The 26,452-nt window shown below is 28.6% G+C and carries 23 protein-coding genes; 12 read left to right on the top strand and 11 right to left on the bottom strand.

Annotated features, from left to right (window positions below):
• Positions 1-300: 300 nt before the first annotated feature.
• Positions 301-954: a response regulator transcription factor gene (locus tag QML81_RS02620; protein ID WP_281951641.1), complete on the bottom strand. Its 654-nt coding sequence runs from the start codon at positions 952-954 to the stop codon at positions 301-303.
• Positions 955-1,072: 118 nt separating this feature from the next.
• Positions 1,073-2,482, bottom strand: coding sequence for a DegQ family serine endoprotease (locus QML81_RS02615; RefSeq protein WP_345741156.1), 1,410 nt, complete (start codon positions 2,480-2,482; stop codon positions 1,073-1,075).
• A gap of 478 nt (positions 2,483-2,960) precedes the next feature.
• Here QML81_RS02615 and QML81_RS02610 point away from each other — a divergent pair, with 478 nt between their 5' ends.
• The gene (locus tag QML81_RS02610) at positions 2,961-3,722 is read left to right on the top strand and encodes an inositol monophosphatase family protein (protein ID WP_281951639.1); all 762 of its coding nucleotides are present in this window, start codon (positions 2,961-2,963) and stop codon (positions 3,720-3,722) included.
• Positions 3,723-3,829: 107 nt separating this feature from the next.
• Here QML81_RS02610 and QML81_RS02605 read toward each other — a convergent pair whose 3' ends face one another.
• A complete protein-coding gene (locus QML81_RS02605) occupies positions 3,830-5,077 on the bottom strand; it encodes an Nramp family divalent metal transporter (RefSeq protein WP_281951638.1) in 1,248 nt (415 codons plus the stop codon).
• A 69-nt stretch (positions 5,078-5,146) separates the two neighbouring features.
• Between QML81_RS02605 and QML81_RS02600 the strand changes: the two genes are divergently transcribed.
• The 5 genes from QML81_RS02600 to QML81_RS02580 are packed head-to-tail and all read left to right on the top strand — an operon-like array spanning position 5,147 to position 12,170.
• Positions 5,147-7,231 carry an HAD-IIB family hydrolase gene (locus QML81_RS02600; RefSeq protein WP_281951637.1) on the top strand — a complete coding sequence of 695 codons (2,085 nt, stop codon included), beginning with the start codon at positions 5,147-5,149 and terminating at the stop codon, positions 7,229-7,231.
• A 1-nt stretch (position 7,232) separates the two neighbouring features.
• Positions 7,233-8,450, top strand: a complete 1,218-nt coding sequence (locus tag QML81_RS02595; RefSeq protein WP_281951636.1) for a glycosyltransferase family protein — start codon at positions 7,233-7,235, stop codon at positions 8,448-8,450.
• Positions 8,450-9,505 carry a galactose-1-phosphate uridylyltransferase gene (galT, locus tag QML81_RS02590; RefSeq protein ID WP_281951635.1) on the top strand — a complete coding sequence of 352 codons (1,056 nt, stop codon included), beginning with the start codon at positions 8,450-8,452 and terminating at the stop codon, positions 9,503-9,505. Before QML81_RS02595 ends, galT begins: the two co-directional genes overlap by 1 nt.
• Positions 9,450-10,919: an alpha,alpha-trehalose-phosphate synthase (UDP-forming) gene (locus tag QML81_RS02585; RefSeq protein ID WP_281951634.1), complete on the top strand. Its 1,470-nt coding sequence runs from the start codon at positions 9,450-9,452 to the stop codon at positions 10,917-10,919. The genes galT and QML81_RS02585 overlap by 56 nt, the downstream gene beginning before the upstream one ends.
• A gap of 9 nt (positions 10,920-10,928) precedes the next feature.
• Positions 10,929-12,170, top strand: coding sequence for a glycosyltransferase (locus QML81_RS02580; protein ID WP_281951633.1), 1,242 nt, complete (start codon positions 10,929-10,931; stop codon positions 12,168-12,170).
• Here the strand turns inward: QML81_RS02580 and QML81_RS02575 are convergent.
• Complete coding sequence (locus tag QML81_RS02575) at positions 12,154-13,047, bottom strand: patatin-like phospholipase family protein (RefSeq protein WP_281951632.1); 894 nt, start codon at positions 13,045-13,047, stop codon at positions 12,154-12,156. The two genes, QML81_RS02580 and QML81_RS02575, sit on opposite strands and share 17 nt — an antisense overlap.
• Before the next feature lie 101 nt (positions 13,048-13,148).
• On the opposite strand from QML81_RS02575, the gene QML81_RS02570 reads away from it, so the two are divergent.
• Together QML81_RS02570 and QML81_RS02565 are read left to right on the top strand one after the other, a co-directional pair.
• Positions 13,149-14,243: a PilZ domain-containing protein gene (locus QML81_RS02570; RefSeq protein ID WP_281951631.1), complete on the top strand. Its 1,095-nt coding sequence runs from the start codon at positions 13,149-13,151 to the stop codon at positions 14,241-14,243.
• Positions 14,240-17,065: an EAL domain-containing protein gene (locus tag QML81_RS02565; RefSeq protein ID WP_281951630.1), complete on the top strand. Its 2,826-nt coding sequence runs from the start codon at positions 14,240-14,242 to the stop codon at positions 17,063-17,065. Before QML81_RS02570 ends, QML81_RS02565 begins: the two co-directional genes overlap by 4 nt.
• Here the strand turns inward: QML81_RS02565 and QML81_RS02560 are convergent.
• The 3 genes from QML81_RS02560 to QML81_RS02550 form a co-directional block, all read right to left on the bottom strand.
• Positions 17,034-17,513, bottom strand: coding sequence for a BON domain-containing protein (locus QML81_RS02560; protein ID WP_281951629.1), 480 nt, complete (start codon positions 17,511-17,513; stop codon positions 17,034-17,036). The two genes, QML81_RS02565 and QML81_RS02560, sit on opposite strands and share 32 nt — an antisense overlap.
• A complete protein-coding gene (locus QML81_RS02555; RefSeq protein ID WP_281951628.1) occupies positions 17,503-18,465 on the bottom strand; it encodes a DUF6781 family protein in 963 nt (320 codons plus the stop codon). Before QML81_RS02555 ends, QML81_RS02560 begins: the two co-directional genes overlap by 11 nt.
• Before the next feature lie 216 nt (positions 18,466-18,681).
• Positions 18,682-20,079, bottom strand: coding sequence for a DEAD/DEAH box helicase (locus QML81_RS02550; protein ID WP_281951627.1), 1,398 nt, complete (start codon positions 20,077-20,079; stop codon positions 18,682-18,684).
• A 232-nt stretch (positions 20,080-20,311) separates the two neighbouring features.
• Here QML81_RS02550 and QML81_RS02545 point away from each other — a divergent pair, with 232 nt between their 5' ends.
• A complete protein-coding gene (locus QML81_RS02545; protein WP_281951626.1) occupies positions 20,312-20,578 on the top strand; it encodes an HP0495 family protein in 267 nt (88 codons plus the stop codon).
• 2 nt (positions 20,579-20,580) lie between these two features.
• Here the strand turns inward: QML81_RS02545 and QML81_RS02540 are convergent, their stop codons facing one another.
• The 4 genes from QML81_RS02540 to QML81_RS02525 are packed head-to-tail and all read right to left on the bottom strand — an operon-like array spanning position 20,581 to position 23,358.
• Complete coding sequence (locus QML81_RS02540) at positions 20,581-21,522, bottom strand: hypothetical protein (RefSeq protein ID WP_281951625.1); 942 nt, start codon at positions 21,520-21,522, stop codon at positions 20,581-20,583.
• On the bottom strand, positions 21,519-22,589 hold the full coding sequence (locus QML81_RS02535; protein ID WP_281951624.1) for an OmpA family protein: 1,071 nt from the start codon (positions 22,587-22,589) through the stop codon (positions 21,519-21,521). The genes QML81_RS02540 and QML81_RS02535 overlap by 4 nt, the downstream gene beginning before the upstream one ends.
• A 12-nt stretch (positions 22,590-22,601) precedes the next feature.
• Positions 22,602-23,087 carry a cyclic pyranopterin monophosphate synthase MoaC gene (gene moaC, locus QML81_RS02530; protein ID WP_281951623.1) on the bottom strand — a complete coding sequence of 162 codons (486 nt, stop codon included), beginning with the start codon at positions 23,085-23,087 and terminating at the stop codon, positions 22,602-22,604.
• Positions 23,077-23,358: a Dabb family protein gene (locus tag QML81_RS02525; RefSeq protein WP_281951622.1), complete on the bottom strand. Its 282-nt coding sequence runs from the start codon at positions 23,356-23,358 to the stop codon at positions 23,077-23,079. The genes moaC and QML81_RS02525 overlap by 11 nt, the downstream gene beginning before the upstream one ends.
• Before the next feature lie 22 nt (positions 23,359-23,380).
• Between QML81_RS02525 and QML81_RS02520 the strand changes: the two genes are divergently transcribed.
• From QML81_RS02520 to ggt, 3 genes are read left to right on the top strand one after another with little or no spacing between them, the layout of a single operon-like run.
• A complete protein-coding gene (locus tag QML81_RS02520) occupies positions 23,381-23,824 on the top strand; it encodes a hypothetical protein (RefSeq protein ID WP_281951621.1) in 444 nt (147 codons plus the stop codon).
• 17 nt (positions 23,825-23,841) lie between these two features.
• Positions 23,842-24,936 (top strand): carboxylate-amine ligase, encoded by a 1,095-nt coding sequence (locus tag QML81_RS02515; RefSeq protein ID WP_281951620.1) that lies wholly within the window; start codon positions 23,842-23,844, stop codon positions 24,934-24,936.
• Positions 24,933-26,447, top strand: a complete 1,515-nt coding sequence (gene ggt / locus QML81_RS02510; protein WP_281951619.1) for a gamma-glutamyltransferase — start codon at positions 24,933-24,935, stop codon at positions 26,445-26,447. The genes QML81_RS02515 and ggt overlap by 4 nt, the downstream gene beginning before the upstream one ends.
• Positions 26,448-26,452: the final 5 nt, after the last annotated feature.

Genomic DNA, 26,452 nt, shown 5'->3' with positions numbered 1-26,452 from the left:
ATGTTTTCCATGATTTGTGATTAGATATTGGTCATTAGACATTAGTCATTGAGTCATTGGGAATTAGGAATTAGGAATTTGGAATTGATGTTGAGTGCTAAGTGCTGAGTTTTTTATATCCACTATCACCTAATCCCTTCAACCTTCAGCCTTCAACCTTAATATTAAATGTGGGTGTGAGTTTTTAGTCCATAACAAACACAAACACTATCACTATCTACTAACACTAAAAACCAATGTCTAATGTCCAATGACTTAATGACCAATGACCCTCTAACTCACCTAACTTACCCTACTCACCTAATTTACAAACTTATACCCTACGCCTCTTACTGAGCGGATATATTTTGGATTTTTGGGGTCATCTTCAATTTTTTGTCTAATCCTTCCAATGATAACATCAATGCTTTTTTCACTGGAATTTGGATTTATTAAATCTATATTTTTTATTAGCTCCTCTCTAGATACTGCTCTATTTGGATGCTCAATCAAATAGGACAATATTTCATATTCTGCAGGAGTTAATTGTAAAATTTTTCCTTTTAATTTTATCTCATTTGAATCTTTATCGATAAAAAAATCTTTTTGGCTTTTTTTTTCTCTTCGTCTTGTAATAGCTTTTAGTCTTGCTTCAAGCTCTCTTGGATTGTATGGTTTTGGAAGATAATCATCTGCTCCAAGTTCAAGGCCAATAATTTTGTCAGTTAGATCACTTCTTGCACTTGATATTATAATAGGAATATCACTAAATTCTCTAATTTTTTTTAAAATCTCCAATCCATCCATATCAGGAAGTGTTAGATCTAAAATAAGTGCATCAAAATTTTCTATTTTTAACGAAGAGAGTGCAATATATGGATCTTCAAAGTTTTTAACTTTTATATTATGTTTATTTAAAAATTCACTTAATATTTCTGAAAGTTCAATATCATCTTCAATCATTGCTACTTTCAATTTTGTCCTTTTAGAAAGCTATGTAGGCGGTGTATTAGCATATTGGTATATAGGAGGATGAGATGAGATAATATGCTAATACACCAATATGCTAATAGTGGACTGGGAAAACCCAGACCTATTTCAATACAAGAATCAAAGGATATCCTTGTCTATTTATATAGACTCTTTTTGGACCTTTATATTTTTTAATGGCCTTTTTAAAATCATCTATATTTTTTATATCCATATCTTCAATAGCTTCAATAATATCCCCTCTTTTAAAGCCAGCTTTTTCAGCTTTACTCTCTGGGGTAACTTCAGTAACCAATACACCTTCAATATCTTTAGGAATATTATACAATCTTCTTGTATTATCATCAAGGTTTTTTAATTCAAGGCCATATGTTTCACTTTCAACAGATTCTTTTGAAGATTCTGGTCTTTGTTTTAATGTAACAATAGTTGTATAAACTTTTTTATTCCTTTCATATTTAATTTTTACTTTTTCTCCTGGTGCTTTTGAACCAATTAAAGTTTTTAGTTCATTTGCATCATCTACTTTTTTGTCATCAACCTCTAGTATCAAGTCTCCTCTTTTTAAACCTGCTTTTTGAGCTGCTGAATCTTTGGCAACATCGACAATTACAGCTCCATATTTATGCTTGTAAACCTCTTTTAAACTGCCTTTTAAATCTTCTATTATTACACCTAAATATCCTCTTTCAATTTTACCTTTTTCAACAAGTTTTTTAACAACATCTTTCATCATATTTACAGGAATTGCAAATCCGATACCATTATTGCCACCACTTCTTGTAATAATAGCACTGTTTATTCCAACAAGAGCTCCTCTGCTATCAACCAGAGCCCCACCAGAGTTTCCAGGATTTATAGCTGCATCTGTTTGTATAAAATTTTCATATGTATTGATACCAACATTGCTTCTATTTAAACCTGAAACTATACCTTGTGTTACTGTTTCTCCAACTGCAAAAGGATTTCCAATTGCAAAAACAATATCACCAGTTTTTAATTTTGATGAATCACCAAGTTTTATTGGTTTTAGATTTTTTGCATCAATTTTAATAACAGCAATATCTGTTAATGGGTCTTTTCCTATAATTTTTGCCTTATACTCTTTATCGCTACCTGGAATAGTTACAGTTATCTCATCAGCATCGTTTATTACATGATTATTTGTTACAATATATCCATCTTGACTGATAATTACCCCTGAACCAAGTGATCTTTGTATTCTATCTTTTGGTATTCTATCTTTAAACAGTGGGCCAAAAAATTGTCTAAAAAATGGATCATTAAAAAATGGTGATCCCGCAAAGTTTGGAGTTTTGACTCTTTTTTTTGTAGAAATATTTACAACGCTTTCTTTTGCCTCTTTTATAGCATCATAAAATGATAAAACAACATTTTTATCACCTTGAGGCATAACTCTTTTAAACTCTTTTGGCGCTTCATTAAATGTAATAGTAGCAGCAGATAAAATAAGAGCAGTTGCTATTGATAATATTAGAGTTTTTTTCATAATTTATCCTCCATTTTTATTTTATAAAAGATTCAAAAGGGAGTAAGAAAACTTTTGAATCTTTTAGTAATGAAATGATATTATATTTTTTGTAAACAAAATTAAATGAAAAGTAAATGAAAGGTAAATGGGATGTATGAGGAGGCAAGGTGTAAGTGAGCGAGGGCAAAGCGGAGCTTTGAACAAGCAAACTGTTTTGCTTGTGTCCCGAAGCGAAGACGAGAGTATATGCGAAGCCGAAATTCAAGGAATTTCGTGTCTGAGCATACGAACAGCTGGTTTACATTGACGAAAATCAAGCGAGCGAAGCGAATGAAAATTTTCGGTTAAATTTAAGGTTGAAGGCTGAAGGATAAAAGGTTTAGTGATAGTGGATAGTGATAGTTAAAAATTAAGTACCAATTCCCAATTCCCAATGACTAATAACTAATGACTAATGTCCAATGTCCAATGTCCAATGTCTAATGTTAAAAGGAGCTTTATGCTAAAAGATATTGTTAAAGAGGCTGGAGAGATTTTAAAATATGGCTATTTTCATAAAAAGAAGGTAAATTTTAAAAGTGAGATTGATCTTGTAACTGAATATGATGTAAAGATAGAAAAATTTTTAAAAGATAGATTATCAAAAATATATCCAGATTATGAGATAGTTGCTGAAGAGAGTTTTAAAGGAAGTTCTATTCCTAAAAAAGCAATCTTTATTGACCCAATTGATGGAACAACAAATTTTGTACACTCCATTGCTTATGTTTGTATATCTATTGGGATATATATAGATTCAAAACCAGTAGAAGGGATTGTTTATAATCCTATTTTAAATGAGCTTTTTTGGGCTAAAAAAGATGTTGGAGCATTTTTAAATGATGAGAGAATTTTTGTAAATAATAGCAAAGATTTAATTAGTTCACTAATTGCAACAGGATTTCCATATACAAAAATCAAAAGAGGAAAAGATTATAGATGGGTTATAGATACTATGGCAAATCTACTGCCTTTTACAAGAGATATAAGAAGACTTGGTTCAGCTGCTATTGATTTAAGTTATGTTGCATGTGGAAGATTTGCAGGATTTTATGAAGTTAATTTAAAACCTTGGGATGTAGCAGCTGGGATTTTGCTTGTTGAAGAGGCTGGAGGAAAGGTAACTAATCATTTAGGAAATGAGTATAAATTTGGAGATATTATTGTTGCCTCAAATGGAATAATACATAAAGAACTCATTGATAAAATGGCTTCTTATTAAGGCCTGTCACCAAATATTTCAATAAATAAAATACCAGCAACAAAAACTAAAAATAGCCATTCTGGAGTCTCTTTAATTAGATAAATTATTGAATCCATAAAGCGCCTTTAAAAGATTTCATAAAACATTATAGCAGTTAATATAGAAGTTATGAAAAATGTAAAAATAGAAAAGATATTGTTAAATTTTGTATTTTTAAAATCACCCATTATTTTTTTATTATTACTTATGCTTAATACTATTAAAATTAAAAAAGGAAGCATTATCCCATCAAGAATTTGTGAATAATATAGCGCATCAACAACTGATATTGAAGACAAATCTATAAAATCTCCAATTATAAGTGCGCCCAAAAATACTGTATAAAAACCTTTTGCATCACTGACTTTATTATCCATACCCTCTCTCCAGCCAAAAGTATCAGCTATTGCATAAGCTGTTGATCCAGCCAAAACAGGTACTGCTAAAAATCCAGAAGCTAAAACTCCTATACTAAATAGAATAAAAGAGTATTCACCAGCTATTGGTTTTAAAGCAAGAGCGGCATCTTTTACAGTCTCTATATTATTTACTTTTCCATACAGCGTGGCAGCTGCAGCTACAATTATAAAAAAATCAAGAGCACTTGAGTATATCATTCCAACAACTGTATCAAAGGATGCTTCTTTTGCTTGAACTACTGTTCTGTGTTCCTCTTTTTCTTCTGAAGCTTGCCAAAAAAGAAGATATGGAGACATTTTTGTACCAAGATAACCAAGAGAAGCCATAATAAAAACTGACTCAATAGGAAGATGAGGTAAAAAAGTTCCAATAAGAAGACTTTTTAAATCTGGATTTGCTAAAATGGCTGATAATATATATACACTTAAAATCAGTGTTAATAAAAGAAAAACTTTTTTAACTGTTTTATACTGCTTAAACATTACAAGATAAGCAATAATACCGGTTATTGGTATAAGAAAATAGAGACTATCATAACCTGTGGATATTGCAAAAATTTCAGCAATGGCATTTAAATCTGCCCCTATTGTAAAAATATTTGCAATTGAAAGAAATAAAACCATCAATATTGTATATTTTTTTCCATATAAAATATTTGTAATTTCTGGAAGACTTTTTCCAGTTACTATAGCTATTTTAGAGACACTATCTTGAATAGCAATCATCATAGGAGCAGATAAAAAAGCAAGCCATAAAAGATGAAAACCAGTTGTTGCCCCAACAACCGTACAAGTTACAATTCCAGCAGGATCATCTCCAGCCCCACCTGTAATGATTCCGGGCCCCATCTTTTTTATTTTTTCTCTATTTTCTCTTATCTCATCTAAAATTTTCTCTTTTATTCTTTTTTTCAATACAGCCCTTTATAAAAATCTTAACTTATTAGATTATAATATATTTTGATATAAATTTGAGGTTTATTTATGAAAAGTAAAAAATTATTAATATTTACAGACCTTGATGGATCGCTGCTTGATCATGACACATATTCATTTGAGGGGGCAAAAAAGGTTTTAAATAAGATAAAAAAAAGGGATATTCCTCTTATTTTAACCTCAAGTAAAACAAGATTTGAGATTGAAGAGATAAAAGAAAAACTCCAGATTGATTTTCCTTTTATTTGTGAAAATGGCGCTGCAATATTTTTCCCAAAATATTTAAAAAACTATCTTCCAAAAGAGGCTAAAAAAATAGATAAATATTATGCGATTGTTTTAGGTGAAGAGTATAAAAAGATTTTAGAGTTTAAAAAAAGATTTAATATTAAAGGATTTAGTGATTTAAGCGATGAGGAGGTTGCTAAATTAACAGGTCTTGATATAAAAAATGCAAAAAATGCTAAAAAAAGAGAATTCAGTGAGCCATTTTTGCTTGAAAATGAAGATTTAGAAAAAATTGAAAAAGAGGCTAAAAAATTTGGTCTTAAAATAACAAAAGGTGGAAGATTTTTCCATATTATAGGAATCAATCAAGATAAAGGAAAAGCATTAAATATAGTAGCTAATATTTATAAAAAATATTTCAATCAAGATATATTGGTTGTGGGAGTTGGGGATAGTAAAAATGATATAGAGATGCTAAAAAGTGCAGATATCCCTATACTTATTAAAAAATTTGACCAATCCTATGAGAATATATCTTTAAAAAATCTTATAAAATCAAAATATCCAGGTAGCAAGGGCTGGGGAGAGTGTGTTGGTGTTGTTTTAAAAAGAGAGGATGCCAAAGATATTTTTTTTAAAGCAGTTGAAGCTGTTTTGCCACAAAATGTCATTAAAGATAGTGTTAAATTAGATAAAGATACTCTTTATATAAAAAATAGAAAATATGAACTTAAAAATTATAAAAATATATATATTTTAGGAGCTGGAAAAGCATCAGGAAAAATGGCTGAAGCAATTGAGGCTATTTTAAAAGAAAAAATAAAAAAAGGAATTGTTATTTCAACTGAGGAAAAAGATATTGGAAATATTAAAATTTTAAAAGGTTCACACCCAATTCCAGATGAGAAAAGCTTTAATGGAGCAAAATCTATTTTAAAACTTGTTGAAAAAATAGATGAAAATGATTTGGCTATATTTCTTTTATCTGGTGGTGCTTCAGCACTTATGGAATATACTATCCCTCCAATTTCATTGCAAGATCTTCAAAAAACAAATGAGCTATTATTAAAAAGTGGTGCTGATATTGATGAGATAAATATTGTTAGAAAACATATCTCCATGATAAAAGGTGGAAAACTTGCAACAAAATGCAAAAGCACTGCAGCAGTTTTAGTCATATCAGATGTAATAGGTGATGATTTAGAGGTTATTGGTTCAGCACCATGCTATATTGATAGATCAACTTTTGAAGATGCAAAAGAGGTACTAATAAAATATGATATTTTAAAAAAAGTGCCAAAAAGTGTAATAGATGTTATAGAAAATGGAATAGAAAATAAGATAGATGAGACTTTGAAAATTAAGAAAAAAAATATAGAGCATTTTATTTTAGCTTCCAATAAAATTGCTTTGAATGCTGCAAAAATAGAGGCAAAAAAACTGGGCTATAAAGCCTATATTGTTACAGATAAAATGTGTAAAGAGGCTAGAAATATAGGCGAAGATATCATAAAAAGAGCAAAAAAGGTTACATATTTTAAAGATTTTGTCTGGCTTTTTGGAGGAGAAAGTGTAGTGCATGTAAAAGGAAAAGGAAAAGGTGGAAGAAATCAAGAGATGGCATTGGCAGCTTTGAAAGAGATAGATGATTATGAAAATATTGAGTTTTTAAGTGCCGGGACTGATGGGATAGATGGAAATAGTAATGCTGCTGGAGCATTAGCTGATTTTAAAATATATGAAAAATCAAAAGAGTTAAATCTTGATATAGATAGTTTTTTAGAAAATAATGACTCTTTTCATTTTTTTGAAAAATGCTCAAATCTTTTAATAACAGGATATTCAGGAACAAATGTTATGGATATAGCAGTACTTATAAAAGAGGAGCCCAAAAGAAAGGAATAATATGGGAGATTTTTTTCAAAATGGAATAATAACAACACTTTCAAAACTTGGCAATAAGGATTTTTCAGGGATTGAAGAGGAGCTTTTAGAGTTTTCAAAAAGAAGAAATATGGTACTTTTGCTGCCTGCTTTATATAGTGAATTTGAAAATCCTGCTATGCAAAGAATTATAGAAGAGCTAAAAAATGTTAAATATATTCATAAAATAATTCTTGGTCTTGATAGAGCGAGCAAAGAGCAGTTTGTCAAAGTTAAAGAGATAATGAGCCAAATACCATATCAAGTGGATATTTTATGGAATGATGGTCCAAGAATACAAGAGATTTTTGGATTTTTAAATAAACATGGTTTTGATTCTATTGAAAAGAGAGGAAAAGGTTTAAATGTTTGGATAATGCTTGGATATGCACTGGCTGAAAAGGAAAATTATGCAATAGCTTTGCATGATTGTGATATAGTCAATTATTCAAGAGAAATACCTGCTAAACTTTTTTATCCTATAGTAAATCCTACTTTAACATATGAATTTAATAAAGGCTACTATTCAAGAGTTACAAATAGACTTCATGGAAGAGTAACAAGGCTTTTTTATACCCCACTATTAAAATCGATAAAAAAAATTTTTGGAGAAAATAGATATATAGAATATCTTATGAGTTTTAGATATGCCCTTTCTGGCGAATTTGCACTTATTAGATCTCTTGCAAGAGGTATAAGGATCTCTCCAACATGGGGATTGGAGGTTTCAACATTAAGTGAAGTTTATAACAATACTTCAGTAAAAAGAATATGCCAAACAGAAATCATGCAAAATTATGAACACAAGCATCAAGCCCTTGGTAGTACAAAAAGCAATACCGGAATTGCAAGAATGGCAAACGAGATTGCTCAAAATCTTTTTAGATTAATGGCTCAGCAAGGAATGGTTTTTACAAAATATGATTTTAATTCACTTTTTAGCTGCTATTTTGATGAATCAAGATATGCAATAAGCCAATATGCTGCTATTAGTAAAATAAATGGTTTAGAGTATGATAGATACAAAGAGATTTTAGCAGCTGAAATTTTCCAAGAGAGCTTAAAAGAGGCTTCTATTAGATTTTTGGAAGATCCTTTAGGTGTACCGGCACTTTCTTCATGGAGCAATGTAAGAAGCGTTTTACCAGATATTGGAGAAATGCTAAAAAACGCAGTAAAAGAGGATAAAAAGGTAAAATAGTGAGTGAGATTAGATACGATAGATTAAAAGATAGATATGTTATAGTTGAGCCGGGAAGGGCAAAAAGGCCATTTGAAAAGTTTGAAATAAAAAAGTTTGAAAAGAGTTATGAGTCAATATTTGCATATGGAAAAGAGCATTTAACTCCGCCTGAAATTTATGCTGTTAGAGAAGATGGATCAAAACCAAACTCTCCTGGATGGAAAATAAGAGTTATACCAAATAAATATCCTGCTTTAAAGAATGAAATTTTTAGAAAAAATAAAAAATGTATATTTGAAAGTTTTAATGGTTATGGCTTTCATGAGATTGTCATAGAGACTCCAGATATTTGTAAACAGTTTGAAAGTTTTACAATTGATGAGTTTTATTTATTATTGAAAACATATCAAAAAAGATTAAATTCATTATATGAAAATGAATATATTCAATATGTTCATATATTTAAAAACAGAGGTTATGAAGCTGGAGCCAGTATATTGCATTCTCATTCTCAGATTTTAGCTCTTCCATATATTCCTACTCAGATAAAAACTATATTAAATCAAAGCGAAAAATATTTTTCCAAAAAAAATAGATGTCTTCTTTGTGATGAGATAAAATGTGAGCAAAAAGAGAAAAGTAGAGTGATATATGAAAATGAAAAATATATACTTTATGCTCCTTTCGCATCATTTTATCCATATGAGATGAAAATTGTTCCTAAAAATCATTTTAGTGATTTTGGAAAGTGTGATAAAAAGGATATAAAGCTTTTATCTGAAATTTTCAAAGAGGCTTTTTTAAGATTGGAAAAAATAGCAAAAGAGATACCTTTCAATCTAATACTTGTCTCTTTGCCAAAAAAAACAGATGAAGCTGAAAAATATTTTCATTGGCATTTTGAAATATTGCCAAGAATTAATATATTTGGTGGCTTTGAACATGGAACACTTGATACAATTAATGTAGTTGAGCCAGAAAAAGCTGCAGAGTTTTTAAAAAATATAAAGGTCGGACATGAAAAGAGTATTGCTGGTTTCGGCAATATTACCTATCGTTATAAAAAAGAGTAATGAAGGTTTTATAATAAAAAAGAGCCCAGGTGGTCTTATTAGGGCTATAGAGCAGGTATCAAAATTTATGGATGTTTCTTGGATTGGATGGCATGGATACTCTAAATTAACATCTCAAATTAAAGATATAATAAACAATGAGAGCCAAAAAGAAAAAATAAATATGATTCCTGTTGAGCTTAATAAAGATGAGATTATAAACTTTTTTCACGGCTTTTCTAATATTACTCTTTGGCCACTTTTTCACGAGTTTGTAGATTATGCTTTATTTGAAGAAAAATATTGGAAATTTTATAAAAAAGTAAATAAAAAATTTGCACAAAAAATAGTAGAAAATTGTAATAATTTTGATTTTATATGGGTTCATGATTATCAATTTTTATTACTTCCAAAATATATAAAAAAGATCAAAAAAGATAAAAAAATTGGTTTTTTTCTTCATATTCCTTTTCCAAATCCAGAACTTTTTATAAGATTGCCTTGGAGAGAGTCTTTGCTTAAAGGGCTTTTGGATTATGATATCTTAGGATTTCAATCATATAATGATCTTGAAAATTTTATAAATTGTTTAAAGCTTTTCTTTGAAGATATAACAATTAATTATGAAAAAGATTTCTATAAAATTGTTTATAAAGAAAATGTAACAAAAGCAAAAATTTTTCCTATCAGCATAGATTATCAAAAATATGAAAAAGCAAAAGATCTTGAAATTACTAAAAAAATTGCAAATAATTTATTAGATATTTATAAAGGTAAAAAGATTGTATTTTGTGCAGATAGATTAGATTTTACAAAAGGGCTTTTAGAAAAGATAAAAAGTTATGAAACATTTTTAGAAAAGTATCCACAATTTATAGGAAAAATTGTTTTTATTGAAGCTGTTAGCAAAAATATAAAAAAAGCAAAAGTTTATAAAGAGTTAGAGGAGAAATTTTTCAAGGAGTGTGAAAGAGTTAATGAGAAATTTTCTAAAAACAGTTATAAACCTATAGTTGTTTTAGATAAGAGGCTAGATTTTAATACTTTGGTAGCATATTATAATGTTGCAGATATATGTTATGTTTCATCTATAAAAGATGGTATGAATTTAGTATCAAAAGAGTTTATAGCATCTAAAGAAAAAGACTCTTTTGGTGCTCTTATTTTAAGTGAATTTACAGGAGCAGCTCAAGAACTCTATAAAGATGCTTATCTAATTAATCCTTTTGATTATGATAGAAATAGCGATATAATTTATAAAATATTAAATGAAAATAAAGATTTAATTAAAGAAAAATTAAATAGTCTTCAAAATCATATTAAAAAATTTGATATAAAATGGTGGAGTGAAAGTTATATAAGATTTGTTGATGGCCAAACTTTAAAAGATTCGCCTTCTCTTTTAAAAAAAATTCCACTGCATGAAAGATTATAAGGATATAAAATGAGAAAATATAGAGTAATAACAGCCTTAAGAGATGATGCAAGAAAGGCAATTGAAAATTTAAACAGTGCAGATATAGTTATAGGAATACCAGCATATTATAGTCAAAATACTATTTCTCATGTGATAAAACAGGCTGCTTTTGGGCTTGAAAAATATTATCCAGATTGTAAATCTTTGATATTTGTTGCTGATGGCGGCTCAACTGATGATACAAGAGAGGAGGCTTTAAATACTGTAATAGATAGCTTTAATATAAAAAAACTTGTTTCCATTTATAGAGGTATTCCTGGAAAAGGATCAGCAATTAGGGCAATATTTGAAGCTGCACAGTTTTTACAGGCAAAAAGTGTTGTGCTTTTTGATTCTGATTTAAGATCAATCATACCTGAATGGATTAAAAATATGGTTGAACCAACTCTCAATGGTTATGATTATGTTGCTCCATTTTATAAAAGATATAAATTTGATGCAACTATAACAAACACAATAGCATACAATCTAACAAGAGCTCTTTATGGAAAAAGAATAAGACAGCCAATAGGAGGAGATTTTGCTTTTTCAAATAGAATGGTTAAAGAGTATATGGAAGAGGATGTTTGGGAGAGTGAAATAGCAAAATTTGGTGTTGATATTTGGCTTACAACTACAGCTATTGTGAAAAATGCCAATATTTGTGAAGCAAGACTTGGTGCAAAAATTCATAATGCGAAAGATCCATCAAGCGATTTAAGTTCTATGTATAGAGAGGTTGTTGGTACTATATTTAAACTTAGTGAAAAATATGAAAAATTTTGGAAAAAGATAAAAGGTTCAAAATCTGTACCTATAGTTGGTGAAGATATAGGAGAAGAACCAGAACCATTTGAGATTGATATTGAAGGGCTTATAGAATATTTTAAAATAGGATATAACAATTTTGGAGTTTTATGGGAAAAGATTTTAGATAAAAATGATTTTAAAAGAATATCTTCTCTTGCTAAAATAGATAATAGTAAAAATTTTATTCTTGAAAATAGCTGCTGGATAAGGATAGTTTATAGTTATATGGCAGCTTTTCATAAAACACCAAGACAGGAGATGAAACTTCTTGAAACAATGATACCTCTTTATAATGCAAGAGTAGCATCTTTAGTAAATGAACTAGATGGAAAATCTTCAACAGAAGCAGAAGAGTATTATGAAAAACAGGCTTGTGAATTTGAAAAAATGAAAGATTATCTTATCAAAAAGTGGGATTGATATTTTTTTCAAAATCTAAAAGAGCCTCTTTTGCCAGTTCTTTCCCTAGTTTTATAAGTTCTTTAGCTCTATGAAACTCATAAAACATTGCACTATCTTTTGGGATTTCTATAATTATATCTGGTCTGTAGCCGGCTATTTTATAGTTTGAGAGAATATTTTGCATAGTATCGATAGACCTTGAAATTATAGAAAGATAGTTTAACTCCTTTTCTTTTTCAATATTTTCAAACTTTTTTTGAGCATTTTCTAAAAGCTCTTCAAAAAAGTTTTTTGCTCTCTCTTTTTCTTCTTTCTCTTTTTTTGAAAGTTTTATATGTTTTAATAATGGCTTATTGCTGTTGAGATTAATAGCAATAGTCAAATCACAAATCTCACTCATTACCGGAGCAATAGGAAGAGGATTTACAATTCCACCATCTACAAAAACTCTTCCATCTATATATTTTGGTGTAAAAAATGTGGGAATTGCAATTGAAGCTCTAATGGCATCAATGAGTTTTCCTTTTTGAAACCAGACCTCTTTTTGTTTAAAAAGATCCGTTGCAACTGCAGTAAAATCTATAGGAAGTTCTTCTATTAATATATCGCCGATTATTGATTCTAATTTTTCAAAAACTCTATCACCTTTTATAAGGCCAGATGGAGCAAAAGAGATATCTAAAAGCTTTATAACATCTAAAAAATCTAAAGTCAACACCCAATTTTTATATTCGTCAAGTTTTCCACAAGCATAAAGTCCCCCAATTAAAGCCCCCATGGAAGAGCCACTGATCGCTACTATTTCATAACCTCTTTTTACTATCTCTTCAATTGCTCCAATATGAGCATATCCTCTTGCTCCTCCGCTCCCAAGAACAAGTGAAATCTTTTTCATTGAATTCCTTACATTAATTTTTTTGTAATAACTTTGTCATAAAAAATCTTTATTATAAACCGATAATATATAATGATTTTAGCATATTTATGGATGAAAAAATGAATGTAAATATATTAGATCTATTAAATGTTATTAAAAAAGAGAAAGATTTTTTTGAAAAAGAGAAAAATAATTTTGTAGAAAATTTTGCAAAAGAGCTTTTTAAAGAGGTATCAAAAACTAAAAACAAAATTTTATCAATAAATACCCTCTTTACTATAGGTGAAAAGCTTTATATATTACTTTTTTTATATAAAAAAGATCCCCAAAATGAACTATATAATTTTTCATATAAAGTTGCGAAAAGTAAAATTGATCTTAAAAAAGTGCTTATTAAATCTACAATGAGACTTACAAGAGACTTTATAGATTATACATTGAAAAAAAATGAAGATTATGAAAAGATAAAAACTCTTTTATCTTTAATTGATATCTATCTTGTTAATGTTGATAGGGCTTATGCAAAATATTATGAAGAGATAGAAGATGAGTTAAATCATGTAAAAAACAACAAAAAAAGAGAGGATGAAGAGTTAATTATATCTCTAATTCAAAATATTATAAAAAATGATAGAAAAGTTGTTATTTTAGATTTTTACAAAGAGGTTCCAGTTAGCTGTAAATCAATTATTAAAAGGTTAGAAAAAAATTTACTTTTTTTAGATATCCAAAAATGCAATTTTAATATTTTTAAAGAGAATAAAGAGATATTTTTAAAAATAGAATCTTTCCCAAAATCAATTAAAGCAAAAATAAAAAGCATGAAAGAGTTTGAATATATCGAGATAAGTGATTTTGAGTTTACTGAACTTCCTCAAGAAAAAAGAAAATATGTAAGAGTACAACCAAAAGAGAAAATTTTAGTAAAAATTGAAAAAAATGGAACAAAAATAGACGCTTTAATCAATGATATATCAATAGGAGGTATAGGTATTTATGCTGATTCTATTGAGGATTTAGAGCCTAATGATGATGTTTTAATAAAATTTGAGTTAGGTGAAAATAAGATAGCTATTAAAGGAATAGTTAAATATAGTTTAATAGATTTGAAAAAAGTGGGAATTGAGTTTATTTTGATACCTGAACTTGAAAATGAGATTGCAGAATATGTATTGGAAAGAGAGTTTGAAATAATAAGAGAGCTTAGAATATGAAGATTTTTACTCCTTCTATAAATTTTTTTGGAAAGCTAAGTTTTCAAAAAAAGATTGTAGTTATGATGATTGCTGTTTTATTGCCATTTATAATGCCTTCTTATGTTACATACAAATCTTTTTTTAATAATTTAAATCTTGTAAAAAAAGAGATAATTGCTACTAAATATTTGAAAGTTTTCAAAGAGCTTCTGGTTTTGATACCTAAACATAGAGGAATGATGGAAGGATTTTTAAAAGGAGAGAAGGGTTTTGAAAAAGATATAAAAAAAAATGAAAAAAAAGTTGATTATCTTTTTCAAAAGATAAAATTATTAGATAAGAAATCAGATCTTTTTATCACAGATACAAAAAGATATAAAAAAATTAAAAAATTATGGGAAAAAGTAAAGATTGAAAATATTAAAAATAAAGATATTAGTTTTGAAATTCATACAAATATTGTTAGAAATATTATTAATTATTTAAAATATATTTCTTATATTTTGAATATAAGACAAGATAAAGGTGCTTCTAATCAATATATAATTTCACTACTTTTTGATACGATCCCAAAAATTGAAGAGTATTTAGGAAGAGTAAGAGGTACTATTACAACAATTACTATCCAACAAAATTTTAGTGAAGAAAATATTGAAAAAGTACATAATATGAAAGCACTTCTTTTTGCAGAACTAAAATTTTTTTCTGATGTGATAGGCAATATAGAATTATATGAAAAAAATAAAGTTTTAAAAGATAAATTTATAAATTTAAAAGAGAATATTTTGAATCTTATTTTAATAACTGAAGAGATAGTTCATCAAAAAAAAGTTGTACCACCAAAAAAGTATTTTAATCAAGCGTCAAATGTTATCAATAATATTGATCAATTTTATACATTTTTATTAAACCACTTTCAAAAAAATTTAAAAATTAAAGAAAAAAAAGAGATTGAAAAAATTATTTTACTATCGATTTCTCTTTTATTTGTGTTTTTAGTAACAAATTATCTATTTTTGGGATTTTATTTTTCTATAAGCAAGCCTCTTGAAAAGTTTAAAAAAGTTATACATAAATTATTAACAGGGAATTATTCAGTATCTGTTGATGTTAATACTCAAGATGAGATGAGAAATATTGCATTTGCTTTTAATGAAATGATAAAAAAAATTAAAAGAAATATCAATTTTTTGAATGGATATAAGTTGGCTCTTGATGGTGCCACCTTGGTTACAAAAGGTGATATAGAAGGAAAAATAACTTATGCAAATAAAGAGTTTTTAAAAGTAACTGGATATAAACTTGAAGAGATTTTAAATAGACCCCATTCAATATTAAAAGATCCATTAACTCCAGAATCTATTTATAAAAATCTTTGGGATACGATTTTAGATAAAAAAGTATGGAGAGGGATTTTAAAAATAAAAACAAAAGATGGTAAAACACTTGTTACAAAAAGTACAATTGTTCCTATATTGGATGAGAATAAAAATATAAAAGAGTTTGTTGCTATTAGAACAGATATAACTGAATTAATAAAAGCTCAGGAAAAAATTAAAAGGATGCTATATTTTGATAATTTGACCTTTTTGCCAAATAGAGTAAAACTTTTAGAAGATTTAAAAAAAGAAAAACCATATGGTATCGCGATATTGAATATTGATGATTTTAGACAACTAAATGATGTATTTGGCTATGAGGCTGGAAATTTTGTCCTAAAAAAATGCGCAGAAATTTTAAAATCTTTTCAAACAAAAGATTGTAAAGTTTATAAACTTTCATCAGATGAGTTTGCATTAATATTTTTTAAAAAAAAAGAAAAAGAGAAAATGTTAGAGAAAGTTTTAAATGTGATAAATATTTTAGAAAAATATAATTATATATATGAAGGATATAACCTTAAAATCTTACTAAGAGCTGGAGTTGGTGTTATTGAAAATGGGAATGAAAATATTGAAAAAATCTTACTGGATGCAGATACATCAGTAAAAGAGGCAAAAATCAAAAAGAAAAAAGTAATATATTATAAAGAATCTGAGAGTGCACTCAAAGAATATATAAAAAAACTTGAATGGGTAGATAAGATAAAAGATGCAATAAATAATGATAAAATCGTTCCATATTTTCAACCAATTTTAAATAATAAAACAAAAAAGATTGAAAAATATGAAGTACTGGTAAGATTAATAGACAAAGAAGGAAAAATAGTTTCTCCTTTTTTCTTTTTAGATATTGCAAAAGAGGCAAAACTATATAATGATATAACAAAAATTATGATCAAAAAAAGTTTTGAAGTATTCAAAGATAGAAAAGAAGAGCTATCAATAAATCTCTCAGTGCAAGATATTTTAGATAAAGATACTTCAAAATTTATAATAGATATGATTCAAAAATATAATATGGAAAATAGAGGCGAGCTTGAAAAGGAAGAGAAACAGGGTTTAACAAATTTTGTTATTGAGATAACAGAGAGTGAAGAGGTAGAAAATTATGATTTGATCGCAGAGTTTATAAAAAAGATAAAAGAGTATGGTGGACAAGCTGCAATTGATGATTTTGGAACAGGTTATTCAAATTTTGTCTATATTCTTAATATGGGAATAGATTATTTAAAAATTGATGGAAGTTTGATAAAAAATATTTTGATAGATGAGCGATCTGAAACTCTTGTAAAGGCAATAGTTCATTTTACAAGAGAGTTAGGTATAAAAACAATAGCAGAATTTGTTAGTGATAAAGAGATACAAGAAAAAGTTGAAAAAATGGGAGTAGACTATTCTCAAGGATACTTTATCAGCGAACCAGTTCCTAAAGAGAAATTATCCCCTTCTCAATTATAATAAGATAACTTCTTACCTCTTTTACTCCTCTTGTTTTAAGTGAAATATCTATAATTTTATCTGCTATTTCTTTAGATGGAACTTTTCCATATAGTTCAACAACTTGGTTATTTGTAACAATTAAAATATTCCCTAGAGATATCTCTTTTTCTATTGCAACTTTATATTTAATCTGTGCAGTTATCAAAAAGTCATTTCTTTTTTCTACTGGAAGAGAGTTTTTTACAATTTTATGATAAAGCAAAAAGCTTTTTTCATCTGCAGGTAATACTTTTTGTTCTGTTTTTGTTAAAGATTCTATTATCTCTTTTGATTTTTCAAACATCTCATAAGCTTGCTTTAAAATCTCTTGAGTAGTTTTATTAAAATCTTCAAATTCATTATTACTAGCAAAAATATTTGAACTCAAAAATATAGTTATGATAAAAATAAAAAATCTATTTTTCATTTTTTTCCTTATTTATTGCTTCTTTTGCACCTTTTATAGCTCCATTGATAGCAGCTTTTGCCATCTCAAAAACTCTAAGACCAAGTTTTTTCGCATCTTCGGCTTTCTCTTTAAATATAGATGTTGTTGATTTTGCCTCATTTGTAAAATCTGAAAATTTTATTTTAAATATATTTATAGCATTTTGTGCTTCATGTTTTAGCCTATATATTACACTTTCAAGCTCTTTTGATATTTCTAATATTTTCTCTTTTATTCCAGCATCACTTTTATATGCTATATCTTTGATGCAAGATATATAGATTTGATCTATATTTTCGAGATCTTTTACAATTTTGTCATAATTTTCAAAAACAAGCTCTCTTGCTTCTATTGGAGTAAATTCTATAGATTCTTTAAATTTTTCAATCGATTTTGATATACCTTCTTTTACTCCAAATATTGTTCCTCTTAAAATTTCATCACTATAATTAATAGAAACACTTGCAATTTCAGAGGCAACTTGTAAGATAGTTTTAGCCACATCTTCAATATGCTCTTTGTCTACTTTTGTATCAATAGTTTCAAAAGTGAGATTTTTTGTTATCTCTTTTATAGTTTCTTCTAAATCTTCATTTTTTTCTATAGCTGTAATAAAGGCAGCTTCTGTTGTTTCTTTTAAAATTCCTAAAAACTCTAAACTTTTTAGTTTATTTTTTTCTATTATTTTTATAAGTTCATATCTTTTTTCATCTTCAAGTTCTTGTGCTAAATTTTCAAGTAGTTTGAAAGCATCATTAAGTCTATTTTTAAGATCCTCTTTTTCATGTTCTATTTCTCTGTTTATTTTATCAATTTCAGATATTAACTCTTCAATTTTTTTCTCTTTTTCAGATTTGATATCTTCAATAATTGTAGAAACTGCTTTTTCTAAATCCTCTTTTGTGATAGCCTTTTTGATAAGTTCTTGCATTGCCAAGCCTTCTTAGTTTTAAATATTATATCAAAACCTATTTGAAAGAAAATAGATGATAGTGGAATGGAACATAAATGGTAAGATATTAGGTAGTGAAGCTTTGAAGCAGTAAAGGAGTTAGAGATGAGTAATTGGTATATTGGTTATTAGTTATTGGTAAAAATTATATTTCTAATCTAATATACTAATATACCAATAACCAATTACTAATATTTAATGTCTTCTTGTACTTCTTCTTCGTCCTCTATTAAAAGAGCCTCTTCTTTTTGGTCTTTTAGCTTCATTTTCAAATTGAGAAATAAGTTTTTCAATCTCTTTTTTGCTTTTTCCAATTTTCTCTTTTGGGCTTACTTTTTCATTTTTTATAACCATAGAGGCTAATTTTAATGCTGCAGTTGAAAGATCAATTTCGCCCTCAAGTAGATTTAAAAGTTCAATTGCCTCTTTACTTATTTCTTGAGAAAGTATAGTCTCAAGTGTAGTTTTTTGTTTTTTCATTTTTAATTCGCTTGAAGTTGGAATCTCTTTATTAATTAGAGCACTTCCTACCTCTTTTTGAATTTTTAGCAACTGTTTAAATTCATGAGGAGTAACTATACTAACTGCTATTCCTTCGCGTCCTGCTCTTCCTGTTCTTCCTATTCTGTGAACATAACTTTGTGGGTCAAAAGGAATATGATAGTTAAAAACATGAGTAACATCACTGATATCAAGTCCTCTTGCAGCAACATCTGTAGCTATTAAAATTTCACCATTTCCTCTTTTAAAATTTTTAATAACCTCTTCTCTTTGTCTTTGTGCTATATCTCCATGAAGCGCTAATGAATTAAATCCTTGGGAATTTAAAAACTCATTTAATCTATCAACTTCAACTTTCATTCTACAAAATATAATGGCTTTTTTTGGATTTTTAAAATCTAGAAGTCTAATAAGTGCTTCATCTCTCTCTTTTTCATCAACAACATAATAAAACTGTTTAATATTTACATTTGTAACCTCTTTTTTTGTTATAGAGATAAATTCTGGATTGTATAAAATTTTTGATGCTAACTCTTTTATCTCATTTGGCATAGTTGCACTGAATAAAAGTGTCTGTCTATTTGATGGTAAAAATTCAAAAATCGCCTTTATATCATCTAAAAAGCCCATATCAAGCATTTCATCTGCTTCATCTAAAACAACAAAGCTTGGATTTAACTCTATTTTCCCGCTTTTTAATAGATCAAGAAGCCTTCCTGGAGTTGCAATAACTACAGAAGCATTTTCTATATGATGAAGTTGCCTTGAGTATGAACTTCCACCATAAACGGTAGCTGTTTTTATACCTAAATATTTTCCAAGTCTAAAAATTTCATCACTTACTTGAGTTGCAAGCTCTCTTGTTGGAACAATAACCAAAGCTTCAACTTCGCCATTTAATTCAAGCATATTTAAAACTGGAAGTGCAAATGCTGCAGTTTTCCCAGTTCCTGTATGAGCCTGGCCTACCATATCTTTGCCAGATAAAATTACTGGAATTGCCTCTTTTTGTATTGGGCTTGGCTCTTTAAATCCAGCTAAATCTATAGCTTTTTGGATTTGGGGTTTAAGATTAAAATCTTGAAAAGTCATTTTCTCTCTTTATAAAAAATTTACCTTCGATGTGCAATTAATGTCGATTCAATCAAAAGTCACATCTAAAGCAAAAATTTTGCGAGAAGTTTTATAGAGGTGATAAGGGGATCGAATCGTAAACTTTAGCGCCTATCAAAGGCATGAGCGCATTATATCTTAATAACCTTAACAAGACTTAAGCTTTTAAGAGTAATATGTTATAATGAAAATAAATATAATAAGGAGATAAATGAAAGAGTTAAAAGATTTTGAACAAAAAGTTCAAATAGAGTATCCAACAGTATGGAGATATAAAGTTATTGGAGAAAATGCAAGAAAAACAAGAGAAGCAATACAAAGTGTAACAAATAGACCATGTACCATAACTTTTTCAAAGCAGAGCAAAAGAGGAAAATACCAAAGTTTTAATGCAGATATATTGGTTCACTCTGAAGAAGAGAGAGAAATTATATTTAAAAAATTAAAAGCCCATGTTGATATTAAAATGGTTTTATAGCTTTATTTAAGAAATTCAATTTTTGGGCATTTTTTACTATCAAAATCTATTTTGTTTCCATTAGATATTGAGTGCCAACCTGTTTTGGTTTTTTTCTCGCAGATAGATTTTTTATTTGGAAATTGGAGTTTTGAAAAACAAAGTGGAGCGATATTTTTGGGATCACACTCTTTAGATAGATAAAAAATCATCTTTCCACCTTTTGAAAGGTTGGCAATCTCTTTTAGATCATTTTTTTGTAATCCCTTTATAATTTTTTGTTTTATGAGATAATTTAAAAGATTTTTTATCTTTTTAGAAATATTTTTATCAATTATAGTTATACTATTTTCAAAGTATGTTTCATTTTTATTTTTTATTTCATCATAATTTTCTGGAAATTTTGCACCATAAACAACTTTTTTCAAAAGTTCATTAATTTTTGCAAGAGTTTTTTTAGCCTCTTGGATATTTTTAAAATCTCCTTTTGCGTCAATATCGGTTTCAAGTGCGATATTACTAGGAGAAATCCATTTAAGATGCCATTTTACAAAATTTATATCATCACAACCTTTTTGACAGATTATTTTAGAGACAAATTGCTGGTCAAGCTTTCTATATAAAATTTCATCTTCATAATTTTCTTTTTTATTCATACACTCATGAAAAGTTTCCCAGCTTTTTATACACTTTTTATTTTTAAACCATGGACTAAGGTCGATACTTGTATAGATTTTATTTACATATTTTTTAGAATAAAGCATTATATGAAGTTGTGGAATATTTTCATATAAAAAATCTATGTTTTTAAATCCTATATTGTTAGCAATCTCTTTTAAATTATCTTTTTGCTCTTTAATAGTAGTTATTCCAGGTTTATTAAAATATATATCAATCCTATCCATTAAAGGAGGACAGCTTAAAAGAAATGTTGTTAAAAAAATTAATATTGTTATCTTTTTCATTTTATCAGTTTTATTTCCACTCTTCTATTTTTAGCTCTTCCTTCTGGGGTATCATTGCTTGCAATTGGATTATTTTTGCCTTTTCCTATGATTTTGAAAAGATTTGGATCAATATTTTTACAATAGATAAGATAGTCTGCAACTGATTGAGCACGCTGAAGAGACAGTTTAAGATTATATTGATCGCTTCCAATATTATCAGTATATCCTGTTACAACAATCTGTTTTACACTATTTTGATGAATTATATCTCCAATAATATCTAATGCCTCTTTTGCCTTAGACTTTAATATAAATTTATTAAAATCAAATAGAACCTTTTCAGGGATAGTTAGTTTTAAACCCTCTTTTATCTTTTTAACTTCAATTCCCAATTTTTCAGGTGTTGGTTTTTTTTCCTTTTTTGTATATTTTGCAACTTTTATATTACTAAGAAGTATATCAAATGGTTTTGGAGCCAATCCCCATCTGTACCATTTGATAGCAATTATTGGTTTATCTAATTTTAAAGGAGCAAAACCAATGCGTTTTCCATTGAGAAAAATACGTAATTGGGATCTTCTTGCTTGTATTGCAAAATTAAATGCTTTTTTTGGACATTTTCTAAGTGATTCTTTTATAACTCCAAGACCTATTAATTTTATATTGCAATTCATTGGATCTGCATCTAACTTTAACGTTTTAAAAGCTTTTACTCCAGGTTTTAATGGATCTTCTGTAAATAGTTCAAATCCTATCTCAACATCTCTATATTTATATGGTAATAAAGTAAATTCTATTGAAAAATCATCTTTTCCAATATCTATTTTTTTTGTTAAACTAAAAGAATTACTATTACTTCCACCAATCCAAATATGATCTTTATATCTTACACACTCTATCATTCCCTTTATATCGTCAAACTCTTCTGGAGTCTCACCAACAGGGCATTTTTTAAAATCAGTAAAAAATATGATTTTGTCACCTGATTCAAATTTGTATTTTTTTGATGAAGTTATCAACTCTTGTGAAAGCAAAAGATTTGGAAGAATTAAAAATATGCTTATCCAATAAATAATCTTTTTCATTTTTCATCCTTTTTATATATTTTTTCGGATAAAATCTCCGCTTTTGCCTCCACTTTTTTTCTCTAACTGAATATTTTCTATAATCATGCCTTTATCAATAGCTTTAACCATATCATAAATTGTCAAAAGCCCTATACTAACACCTGTTAATGCCTCCATTTCAACACCAGTTCTTCCTTTTAATTTGCATGTAACATAGAGTTTAAATCCTGGAAGATCTGGTAACTCTTCAATATCACAATTTATAGATGTCAAAAGCAAGGGATGGCACATAGGAATTAGATCCGGAGTTTTTTTTGTTCCCATAATAGCTGCAACTACTGCTGTATGAAGTACGGCTCCTTTTTTTGTAGTTTGATTTATAATGGCTTCATACGCCTCTTTGCTCATTTTTATAATTCCGCTTGCTACTGCAACCCTCTCAGTTTCATCTTTTATTCCAACATCTACCATTTTGGGTTTATTTTTTTCATCTAAATGTGTCAAGTTAGATTTCATAATCAACAACCTTTGTTTTTGTATCATTTGCTTTAAGCCATTTTACTATTTCTTGATGGTATGGATGGACTCTATATTTTTCTAAATCCTCTTTTGTTTCAAATATAGTAACTAAAGCCAAATCGTAACTTCTATCACTTCTTGAAAAATCAATACCAACCTCTATATCTTTTAAAAATTCAATATTTCCTTTCATACTTAAAAGTTTCTCTTTAGCTATTTTTGCTAAACTAAAATCAGGGAATTTCATAAATACAATATGTTTAACCATTCTATTCCTTTAGGAGAAAATAATGAAAAAACTGCTTTTATTTATTTTACCACTATTTATATTTGCATCAGATAAAGTTTGCACAAAATGCAATCTCAATAAAGCTCAGATGAAATGTAACTATTATGTTGCAAAAAAAGGAGATACCTCAAAAGTAAATGAGTGTAAATTTTATGCAGATTATTTAAACAGTACAAAAGTTTATGGAAAAGCTGCATGGTATTATCTTTTATCAAAAGAACCAACTAAAGCGCTTGAAGCTGCCAAAAAGGCAGTAGAAATGGGAGAAAATTATGCTTATGAGTATATGGCAGAAGCTCAGCTTCTTTTAAAAAAGCCAAAAGAGGCAAAAAAGAGCTTTACAAATTTTAAAAAAAGTGTAGGCGATAATACTTTTTTTACCTCTAAGCACTTTGCGATTTTAAAAAAAATCTATAAAAACTTCAATGAAAATGAGTTGCAATAATCTATAAAGATTTGGTAATGATTGATACAAATTTTAAGCCGTCAACTAGGGCTTATAGTGTTGGAGCAGAATTAGAAGTAAGACTTGTAGATAAAAAGAGTCTTGAAGTTGTGCCATTGGCTCCAAAAATTTTGAATTCTCTCTCGATGGATTTGCGCCCTTTTATTCATAAAGAGCTGCTTGAGAGCATGGTGGAGCTTGTCACTCCTGTATGTTCAAATTCTAAAGAGGCTGTTCAAAAATTACAAGAGTTGGCGCACATTGTTGATAAAAAGGCAAAAGAGAGCGGAGCATGCATTACAGCTCTTGGAACCCACGCCTTTGAAGAGCGCCTTCGTGATGAGATAACAAAGGACCCTAGATATATATCCTTTTTACATGAACTTCAATATGTTTTGAGAAAATTTCTCATATGTGGATTTCATATTCATGTAGGTATGCCTGATCTCTCAAGTGCATTGAGAGCTTTTAATTTTAGTATCAACTATCTTCCTCTCTTTTTAGCTTTGAGTGCAAGCTCACCTTTTTATAACGGTGAAAATACAGGGCTTCTCTCTTTTCGCACAAAAATTTTTGAGATGCTTCCAAGAGCTGGTATTCCAGAATATTTTGATTCATTCAAAGAGTATGTGAATCTTTTTGTTATTTTAGAAAATGCAAATATGGTCAAATCTATCAAAGATGTATGGTGGGATGTTCGGATACATCCAGATTTTGGTACTGTAGAGCTTCGAGTATGTGATGCATTGCCAGATTTTGAAAGGATTGAACTACTTATATCACTTTTTAGAGCACTTTGTCTTTATGCTCAGAGTGCTCCTTTGGAAAAACTTCACCATCAAATTCATAAGCAAAATAAATGGGATGCTGCGCGCCATGGACTAAGTGGTATTTATATTCAAAATGAGCGTTCATTATCTATCCAAGAGTTTGGTCTTGAAACTCTTTATCGCATGGAAAAAGAGAGAGTTTTTGATGAACTAGGCGAAAAAGAGAAACTCTCTTCTTTGATAGCTCTTATGCATAAAAAAAATATTGCACAGGAACTTATTGACATCTATAAAAAAACAAAGGATTTAAAAAGAGTGGAACAAAGAGGAATATTAACATGAGAGGAGTTGTAGCAGCTGGAGATCAAAATAGTGCAGAAGCTGCAAAAATTATCTTACAAGAGGGTGGTAACGCTTTTGATGCTGCATTGGCAGCTATGTTTGCAGCTCCTTTAGCTGAGCCTGCATTGACAAGCCTTGGTGGTGGAGGCTTTATGCTCTGTGGAAAAAAAGATCAAGAGCCAAAACTGTATGATTTTTTTGTAGATGTTCCTCCTAAGCGGATCAATCATCCTCAATTTTATCCTATATATGTAGATTTTAAAACAGCTGTGCAGGAGTTTCATATAGGTGCAGGCTCTATTGCCATTCCTGGAGTAATTAAAGGAATAAGTACAATTCACTCTAAATTTGCAACTATGCCGATGCAGCGTATTATTGAACCAGCAGTGAAATATGCAAAAGAGGGTATTAAACTCTCAACCATGCAAGCTGGGTTTGTAAAACTTTTAGAACCTATATTTATAGCCACTTCAGAGTCGCAAAAAATATATGCTCCTAATGGAAATCTTATTGATGATAAAACTCCTTATAAAAACGAAGATTATGCCAAATTTTTGGAAAGTTTCGCACATGAAGGAGAAGGGCTTTTTTATAATGGAGAGATAGCTCAAAGTATAGAAGAACTTATGCTTAAAAGTGATGGATTTATTAGAAAAGAAGATCTACAGCGATATAAAACTTTTGAAAGAGATCCTATCAGAATTAATTTTTGTAATAGCACAATTTATCTCAATCCTCCCCCTTCAAGTGGTGGTATCTTGATAGCTTTTGCGCTTTCACTTCTTAAAAATGCATCTTTTGATACATTTGGATCTATGTCTCATTTACGAAATATCATAGAGGCTCAAAGAATAAGTGCCGATTTTAGAAAAGAGCAGGTAGATTCTTTTTTACACGAAGTTGGTTTAGAAAATATTTTAAAAGATAAAAATATTATGCAAGGCTATAATGAAGGATTTAAAAGCAGAATCAATCTATGGGGAAATACAACTCATATTAGTGTCATAGACAAAGAGGGAAATTTTGCATCTGTTACAACGACAAATGGCGAAGGTAGCGGACACATTATCCCAAAATGTGGCATTATGCTCAATAATATGCTTGGAGAAGAGGATCTCAATCCTCACGGTTTTTTCTCTTGGCCAGCTTATGTGAGGCTTCCTTCCATGATGAGTCCAACTGCAATCTACAAAGATAAAAATCCTTTCTTGATTTTAGGAAGTGCAGGAAGTAATAGAATTAGAAGTGCTATTTTACAAACAATCATCAATATTCTTTGCTATAAAAAAAGTGTTAAAGAAGCTGTAGAGCTTCCAAGGATTCATCTAGAAAATCAAGAAGTTTTTATGGAGCCTGGTTTTGACACAGATATTATAGAAAAGGCAAAAAAACTTTATAAAGTTCATCTTTTCCAAGAGAAAAATCTCTTTTTTGGAGGCGTTCAAGCAGTTACTAATTATGGCGATGGTGCAGGTGATCCAAGAAGAGGAGGAGTTGTTGTAGTTGTTTAATTACA

The sequence above is a fragment of the Nitrosophilus kaiyonis genome, assembly GCF_027943725.1.
GTDB classification, from domain to species: domain Bacteria; phylum Campylobacterota; class Campylobacteria; order Campylobacterales; family Nitratiruptoraceae; genus Nitrosophilus_A; species Nitrosophilus_A kaiyonis.
Note: the sequence above shows the minus strand (reverse complement) of the source record. Positions and strands in the feature narration are given on the sequence as shown.